Here is a 7789-nt window from a genome sequence, read left to right as displayed (position 1 = left end):
GCCGTCTTCGCCCGTGTACCCGGTCCGAGCGACCCAACACGGGGTCTCAGCAATCGTCATCGCTTGTGCAGTGAACCGTCCGAGGTCCCTTGCATCGTCACCAGCAGCGTCGGCAACGAGGTCCTCGGCATCCGGCCCCTGAACTGCAACGATGCCGTAGTCGCCGGTTCGGTTCGTTACGTCGGCGTCGAGGTCCCACTCATCGCGATGGGTCGTCCATCGCTCGTGCATCTGCTCGTCGTGGCCCGCATTCGGGATGAACAAGTAATCAGCACCCTCACCAGGCGTTCCCTCCGGAACCGACTCGGGAAGCCGGTAGACGACCGTGTCATCGAGAATGATGCCATCCTCGTTCGTTATCGTCGAATACTGGGCTTGGCCAGGATCGAGCGCGGACACGTCGTTTGTCGTGAGCCGATTCAGCAAGGTCGTCGCGTCTGGCCCCGTGACAGTGACCTCGCCCATATGCGAGACATCGAAGAGACCGGCGGCCGTTCGCACGGCTTCGTGCTCTTCGTGTATCGAATCGAACTCGACTGGCATTTCCCACCCGCCGAAATCAGTGAACGACGCACCTCGGTTGTCGTGAACCGCATGCAGCGGTGGCGGTCGCAGGGCCATATGTAAACTCATAGTCCCCGGCAATTAATGCCTTCCTATACCCGTGCGTGCTGCGACATTTCTGAGATTTAGCAATCGGACAATCAGTACTCCTATATTTGGGACCCACAAGCTATGGCTATGGGCTGGCTCTCGCGCCGTCTCGGTTCGAAGACACGAGTCGGGCTTTTCGTCGATGGGCCGAACGTGTTGCGAGATGAGTTCGAAGTCGATCTCGAAGACCTCCGAGAGTGTGGATCAGAGCAGGGGACACTCGCAGTCACACGATTGTATCTCGACGAGAACGCTCCGGCGGGCCTTATCCAGGCTGGTGAAGCCCACGGCTTCGACGTTCGAGTAACCAGCGGAGACGTCGACGTAAAACTCGCCGTAGAGGCCACTGCGTCCGTGTTCGAGTCCGATTTAGACGTTCTCGCTATCGCCTCCCGAGACACCGATTTCAAACCGGTTATCGAGTTGGCCAACCGAACCGGAATCGGGACGTTCGCGATCGCACCGGGAGAACACGGACGTTCGGACGCTCTCGTTCGGGCCGCCGACGACGCAGTCGTTCTCGATTGAGGGGAGACTATTCAACGGACAGTTTTTCCAAGCGCCGGCCACAGAGAGTGGTATGCGCGACCTGGGGACGCCAGTGCTCGACAATCACCTTCACCTGGATCGGGAAGGGAAGGGAATCGAAGCGGTGCAGGATTTCGTCCGGAGTGGTGGTACCCACCTTCTCGTGGTCAACAAACCCTCCTGGCACCTCGGCGTTGAACCCGAAGCGGGTCAGGATTTCGGCGCCGTCTTCGAGGAGACTCGATCACTCGTTGCCGATGCGACTGCCGTACTCCCTGGTCAGGCCTGGCCGGTGATTGGCGTCCATCCGGCGCTCATTTCCCGACTCGTCGACGACCGAGGGATGGCTGTCGAGGACGCCCGGGACCTCATGATGGCCGGGCTTGACACCGCCGGCGAGTACGCAACAGAAGGGGCCGCTGTCGCGATCAAATCCGGTCGCCCCCACTACGATGTTCAACCGGAGATCTGGGAGGCGTCAAACGCTGTCCTCAGGCACGCACTCGAAGTGGCCGTGCAAGCGGACGTCGCGGTGCAACTCCACACCGAAGAGTCAGAGGACCTCACGGAAATCGGGAAGTGGGCCGAAGCCGTTTCACTCCCACCACACCGGGTCGTGAAACATTACAGCAGTGGCACACTTACAGGAATCACTCCAAGCGTCATGAGTCGGAAACCGTTCCTGGAAACGGCCATCGAGGAAGCCGACCCGTTCTTGATGGAGACTGATTTCATCGACGATCCCGATCGGCCCGGAGCGGTGATGGGGCCAAAAACCGTCCCCCGAAGGGTGAACTGGCTGCTCGAAATCGGTCACGAAATAGCCGTCGAAGCCGCCCACGTTGACACACCACAGACGATTTATGGCATTGATACCCGGGACACACTCGAGCGATAATCGGCCCACTCGAAGGCCCCACTTGCTGCATCGCTAACTCGAAGGTCCTACTCGCTGGATCGCTGTCCGACCGGATACATGATGAGTGGTCGTTCAGGGCCCAGATCGAGCGCAGAGGCGACAGCCTCGTCTTTGAAACCGCCCACTGGTACCGTTGCCAGACCGACCGCTTCGGCCTGAAGGTGCAGATTTTCACCGGCGTGGCCGGCTTCCATCGGGACGTACAGGTCACCAGCTCGAGGTCCGTATTCCCGCGCGGTTCGCTCCACGACCCCTGAAATCGCCACGACGATCGGGGCCTCACCCACCCATTCTTGGTCGTACGCTGCTCGTTGCAATTCGGCTTGTGCCGGGAGGGAGGTCTCCGTTCGAAGCGTATGTGCCCCTGGCCAATACCGATACACCCCTGGCTCGAGGTCTGGGACCCCATTTTCGGCGACGCTCAGCCGGACGACCAGCGGATAGGTCGCGCCGGCACTTGGTGCGGTTCGCAAGCCGTCCGGATGGGTTTCACCTTGCGCTGCCCAAAGCAACTGGCTCACGTCAGCGAGCGAAATTGGGCCCTGGCCGAACTCCCGACGGGACCGTCGGTGAGTGAGTGTGGTTTCGAGCGGTGTCGACCCGGCTTGGTCCGGGTCGGGAAGGGGCCGATCCGACCCAGGGTCGGGCTCGATCGCGTTCATACCCTCCTTTGGATGGGCCGGAGTAAAGAAGGCGACCACTGGTCACTCGAAGGAAAGGCCTTAGTCCGCGGCACCCGCCAGTTCGGGTATGAGCGACCCCGAAGCAGAGTTTTACTCCGAAGAACGGTGGGAGAACTGGCTTGATCGTCTTCGGGATGAAGACATCGATCCGGAGAACGAAGACTCGGCGCGTCTGCTGCTCAACCTCCAGGACGACGTCGCAATAGCGGTGGCGAAGATTCTCACCGCCCTCGATGAGGGAGTCATCGATGCGGATCGCGCGATGGACGAACTGGTCGATATTCGGGAAGTCGTCCTTGCGGAGCCGGAGATCGAGGCCGAAGATACACTCATGCTGGTCGACGGTGTCCAGACCAGTCTTGTCTGTGTCTTCTATAGCGCCGAGCGATACGTCGCCGAGGGGCCGATCGAAGAGGGGTCGATCGAGGAACACATCCGCCACGCAGCGGACGCCGAAGCAGACGATGATCTTGACACGGCACTGGGGCATGCCTCCGCGGCCGGAACGCTGCTGATCCACGGTGAGGATCTCGATATCTCAGTGACCGAGGACATCGAATACGGACTCGTCACCGAGTGGGTCAACGGTCTCGATTCGTTGCAGGAAGCCTTGACCGATCCGGAAGTCATCGAAGAAGACTGATTCCGGCAAAGGGGACCGGCCAGGGTCGAACCATTCTTACACTACCAGTTCCCGACGGAGTCGAAGACAGTACCTTGAGGGACTACCCGAGCACGGAGATTTCGAACGAAAATGGGTGTAACGTCTTAGTTGGCCGCAGTGTTGTTTTCCTGATGCTCCTGATACCCTCTGTCAATTGGGCGCATGGACCCAACGCGGAACTCGGAGATTGTCGGAGCATTTCATTGCCGTTCGGAATGGCTTGGTAGCCGCGGAGTGGAGTGTTTGTAGGGGTAAGTACGACACGTGTCGAACTACCCATCGACAGTACCATAAACCAGCCAGCAGTAACTCCGATAACACATGACTGCAGTCGGAATCGACGGCATCGAGATCTGGACGGGGAAACTCAGTCTCGACCTCCCCGAGGAGTTCGCCCCGGTCATGGACGACGACCCGGAAAAATACACCAAAGGACTCGGCTTGTTCAAGAGTTCGTTCCCGGACGCCTATGAGGACATCGTGACCATGGGCGCTAACGCGGCCCATCGGTTGATGGAGCGCAAGGGGATCGATCCCAAGGAAGTGGGCCGGATCGACGTCGCCACCGAGAGCGCCTTTGACAAGTCAAAGCCCGCCTCTACGTACATCGCCGGTGCGCTCGAACAGGTTCTTGACGGCGTGTTCACCCATGCAAACAAAGGGGAACGAAAGTTCGCCTGCATTTCGGGGACCCAGGCGCTCAACGACGCCGTCAACTGGATCGCCGCCGGCCGGAATCGCGGTCGGGGTGCGATAGTGATCACGACTGACACCGCGCTTTACGAGCGGGGGGACCCAGGAGAAGCGACACAGGGCGCCGGGGCCGTCGCGATGTACGTGAACAAAGACCCGTCAATCGTCGAGATTTCGATGGAGCAAGGTTTCGGCTCGGTCGACGAGACGGACTTCCTGAAACCCAACCAGCAGTTCCCGAGCGTCGACGGAAAGCGCTCGATGCAAGTATATCTCGCACGCATGCGTGAAGCGCTGGAGGACTTCGAATCCGAGACGGGTCGGAGTCACCCCGATGACTACCGCTTCATCCCATTCCACACGCCGTTCCCGAATATGGTCCGGAAGGCCGCTGTCCTCGGATACCGACACACGATTCGGGACACCGAACTCGAGGACACATTGGCCGAACAGATCGGCCGCCAACCCAGATCCGAGGAGTATGACGACCGCGAGGCGTTCTCCGAGGATATCCAGGAATACATGGACGCCCTCTCCGAGACGGACATGTACCGTGAATGGTACGAACGGGCCATCAAGCCGACCGTGGACATTTCGAGCCGGGTCGGGAACTGGTATACGAGTTCGGTCCACCTCGCCCGCTTGAGTGCGCTAATTCATGCCAATCGAAAGGGGATCGATTTGGCCGGGGAAACCCTTCTCGTGGGCTCCTACGGGAGCGGTGCCCAGGCCGAAATCCACGAAGAACTTGTCGTCGAGGGCTGGGAAGACGAAATTGACGGCGACGCAGTCGACACGCTGCTCAATGTACGTCACCCGATAACCTTCGAGGAGTACGAGCGCGTCCACGACCAGCATAACCATTCGAAGGAAAAGGTCCAGGAACCATTCACCGAACCCGATGGCGAGTTTGTCTTCGACGGGTGGGGCCCGATGAACGAGCGCCAGTACACCTTCATCGAGTAGTCGAGGGGTATCAGGGAAAATCGCTGAGCCGATTTCTGAGTGCTTCCGCTTCGAGTTCCGTCACCGCGAGTGACACCCCATCTCGACGTGCGAGATCAGGGGCGTGTTCCCACAGGTCTGCTTCTGTCAAACCACAGAGGAGGATCGCGTTGGGTTTTGGATTGACGACACGTAACGCGACCAGCGGCGATTCACCACGTGTCACGTTCGTGAACCCGAGCACACGGTTGGTAGATTGCCCATAGAGCCGATAGAACTCCTCGGAGGGCAGTTCGGCGATCGCGCTGATGCTATCGATGAGCGTATGGCCGCTGATGGTCGGTCGATTTCCTGTCACGACTTCCGTCGCCTCCACATGGTCATAGAACGTGCGCAGGTCGACTGTCCGTGGATACTCCCGGAGGTCGAGCACGATGTTGCTATCGAACCCGGCGGAGAGCACCCTGGCGAACTGTCTCGCGTGGTCCCCACCTCGACGCGCGTCGATATCCAGGAGGGCTGTGACGAACCGAGTGACCAGGTCGGTGCCTGGGCTTTCGCGGCGACCGCTTTCGTAATCCGAGACCACTGACGGCGAGACGTCAAGTTCCGCCGCGAGGTCGGTCTGGGATATCTCGAAGTCAGTCCGCCACTTGCGCAACGTCGCACCCGGGTCTGCACTGAGTGTGACCTCCCCCGCGATACGTTCGGCCAGGCCTGCCCGGGGGTTATCCATACCCAGACATTCGTCCCAATACCCGAAAAACACACCGATGGATTTCGACAGTTGCCGAACGAAAGCGAAATTGGCATGGGTCCCCTGCAGGTGGGTATGCCATCCACGCTGGTCCACGTTGCCATCGGTGGCATCGTCGCCGTGGCGCTGCTCCGGGACGAGTTCGGGTGGTGGTCACTCGGTGTCGTAATGGCCTTTGCCGCGGTCCCAGACCTCGATACGTTTGTGGGGTTGGTCCTCCCGGGTGCCCATCGATCACTGTTTCATAGCGTGTTCGTCCCGCTCGGACTCGGCGGGTTACTCGTTGCGGACGGCAGGCGGAACCGCTCGTTACTGATCGACCGATTTGGGCCCCCGGCTCGACGCATCGCCGGTGTGGGCGTGGTCGCGCTGGTACTGGGTGGGATCGGTCCGGACCTCGTCACTAATGGCGTGAACCTCCTATATCCGGTTCAGGACAACTTCCTCACTGTCTCGGGGGAGCTACGCCTCTCGGACCAACGCGGCATCGTCCAAACATTCATCGACCGCTCCCAGCCCGATGCAGGCGGTGCGGTGGTTGGCTCGACAGAGACCGTCCATTATTCCACTGGTGTTGATCCGAGTCCCGGTACGGAGCCCGAACAAGTAAAACGAGTGTTCCCGCTATTGGGTTCGGGAATGCAGTTGCTCATCGTGGGACTGAGTGCAACACTCATCGGCGGCCGATTCCTGCAGCCGAGTGACTAACCGCTCGGACCAAACGGCACTGATACCAAGCGCTAACTGTCTGGCCCACCCCGACTGGCACATGATCAGACCCTACCGCCAGGAGGACGCCGATGCCCTCTGGGAACTCAAACAGGGATTCGAACTGGGACTCGCTGAAGGGACCGGTGACGACGCCAAAGCGACCCGGTATGCCGACAAACTCGATGACCAGTACCGGCACAGCTATCTCGACTGGGTCGATCGCTGCCGGACAGACGAATCCCGGGCCATACAAGTAGCAGAGCGGCGGGATTCGGTCGTCGGCTACGTCTTCGTGCTTCCCGACACGATGGCCCATATTTGGGACGGGGCCGTCCTCAACGAACTCTACGTCGCCCCCGCGATTCGCGGTACTGGGGTCGGGGTGGAGTTGCTGGAGGCCGCAGTGAGGACCGCCCGAGCACAAGACCTTCCGCTTGATCGGATCCTTTTGGACGTCGATCGGGCGAATGACCGGGCCAGAACGTTTTATGATCACCACGGCTTCGAACACTGGGGCGAGATGCTGGCCCGTGACCTCTCCGCCCCAGAAGACATTTGAGGGACCGAGGAAACCTGCTGACATGCGCGAGGACGTCCAGGCAGGGTATGACGAGATAGCCGAGGAGTACGCTGTCACAACAGGAGAATCCTCGGCTTCGAAGCCCTTTCTCGAGGATTTGGACAATCGACTCGACGAGGGCGCTCGAATCCTGGACGTCGGGTGTGGCAATGGGACACCAGCCCTGAACAATTTTGTGGATCAATTTGACGTGATCGGACTGGACATCTCACGCGAACAACTTCGGCTGGCAGCCAAGACAGTTCCCGCAGCACCCCTCCTTCAGGGGGAAATGACGGCCCTCCCGGTTGGTCGGTCGATTATTGACGCAGTCGTTGCCTTGTACTCGATCATTCACGTCCCGCGGTCGGACCACCAAGCGGTCTTCGAGGAGTGGGCACGGGTCCTTCGACCCGGTGGTTGGGTACTGTTCTCCTCGGGAACCGAAGGCTGGGCCGGGCGGAACCCAGATTGGCTCGATTCGGGAGTCGAGATGGTGTGGAGTTATCCAGGCCCCGACGAAACGATCACAGCCCTCGAAGCGGCGGGCTTCGAACTCGTCGGGACCCACACGGTTCCAGATTCGATTGCCGATACGGGTGAGAAACAGCTCTTTCTGGCTCGACTTACAGCGCAGGGCTGACCCACAATCGATAAACGCGGGAGTCCGCAACTA

General features: G+C 60.0%; 9 protein-coding genes and 1 pseudogene. 7 read left to right on the top strand and 3 right to left on the bottom strand.

Annotated features, from left to right (window positions below):
* A pseudogene (locus tag V5A26_RS08740) lies at positions 1-621 on the bottom strand (glycine cleavage system aminomethyltransferase GcvT); the annotation flags it as partial.
* 120 nt (positions 622-741) lie between these two features.
* Between V5A26_RS08740 and V5A26_RS08735 the strand changes: the two are divergent.
* Together V5A26_RS08735 and V5A26_RS08730 are read left to right on the top strand one after the other, a co-directional pair.
* Positions 742-1182, top strand: coding sequence for an NYN domain-containing protein (locus V5A26_RS08735; protein WP_332321659.1), 441 nt, complete (start codon positions 742-744; stop codon positions 1180-1182).
* A 52-nt stretch (positions 1183-1234) separates the two neighbouring features.
* Complete coding sequence (locus V5A26_RS08730) at positions 1235-2080, top strand: TatD family hydrolase (protein WP_332322337.1); 846 nt, start codon at positions 1235-1237, stop codon at positions 2078-2080.
* A gap of 47 nt (positions 2081-2127) precedes the next feature.
* On the opposite strand, the gene V5A26_RS08725 is transcribed toward V5A26_RS08730, so the two are convergent.
* Complete coding sequence (locus V5A26_RS08725; RefSeq protein WP_332321661.1) at positions 2128-2763, bottom strand: SagB/ThcOx family dehydrogenase; 636 nt, start codon at positions 2761-2763, stop codon at positions 2128-2130.
* 88 nt (positions 2764-2851) lie between these two features.
* On the opposite strand from V5A26_RS08725, the gene V5A26_RS08720 reads away from it, so the two are divergent.
* Entirely contained in the window at positions 2852-3427 is a 576-nt protein-coding gene (locus tag V5A26_RS08720) for a DUF2150 family protein (RefSeq protein ID WP_332321662.1), read from the top strand.
* 342 nt (positions 3428-3769) lie between these two features.
* The gene (gene hmgB, locus V5A26_RS08715; RefSeq protein ID WP_332321663.1) at positions 3770-5107 is read left to right on the top strand and encodes a hydroxymethylglutaryl-CoA synthase; all 1338 of its coding nucleotides are present in this window, start codon (positions 3770-3772) and stop codon (positions 5105-5107) included.
* A 10-nt stretch (positions 5108-5117) separates the two neighbouring features.
* On the opposite strand, the gene V5A26_RS08710 is transcribed toward hmgB, so the two are convergent.
* Positions 5118-5822, bottom strand: a complete 705-nt coding sequence (locus V5A26_RS08710) for a helix-turn-helix domain-containing protein (protein WP_332321664.1) — start codon at positions 5820-5822, stop codon at positions 5118-5120.
* 96 nt (positions 5823-5918) lie between these two features.
* Between V5A26_RS08710 and V5A26_RS08705 the strand changes: the two genes are divergently transcribed.
* The 3 genes from V5A26_RS08705 to V5A26_RS08695 all read left to right on the top strand — a co-directional run bounded on the left by V5A26_RS08705 (position 5919) and on the right by V5A26_RS08695 (position 7756).
* Positions 5919-6551: a metal-dependent hydrolase gene (locus tag V5A26_RS08705; RefSeq protein WP_332321665.1), complete on the top strand. Its 633-nt coding sequence runs from the start codon at positions 5919-5921 to the stop codon at positions 6549-6551.
* 61 nt (positions 6552-6612) lie between these two features.
* The gene (locus tag V5A26_RS08700) at positions 6613-7113 is read left to right on the top strand and encodes a GNAT family N-acetyltransferase (RefSeq protein ID WP_332321666.1); all 501 of its coding nucleotides are present in this window, start codon (positions 6613-6615) and stop codon (positions 7111-7113) included.
* A 22-nt stretch (positions 7114-7135) separates the two neighbouring features.
* Positions 7136-7756: a class I SAM-dependent methyltransferase gene (locus tag V5A26_RS08695; RefSeq protein WP_332321667.1), complete on the top strand. Its 621-nt coding sequence runs from the start codon at positions 7136-7138 to the stop codon at positions 7754-7756.
* The last annotated feature ends 33 nt before the right edge of the window (positions 7757-7789 follow it).

The sequence above is a fragment of the Halodesulfurarchaeum sp. genome (genome assembly GCF_036626455.1).
Taxonomy (GTDB): Archaea; Halobacteriota; Halobacteria; order Halobacteriales; family Halobacteriaceae; genus Halodesulfurarchaeum.
The sequence above is the reverse complement of the archived record's forward strand: the minus strand, read 5'-3'. Positions and strand labels throughout refer to the sequence as shown.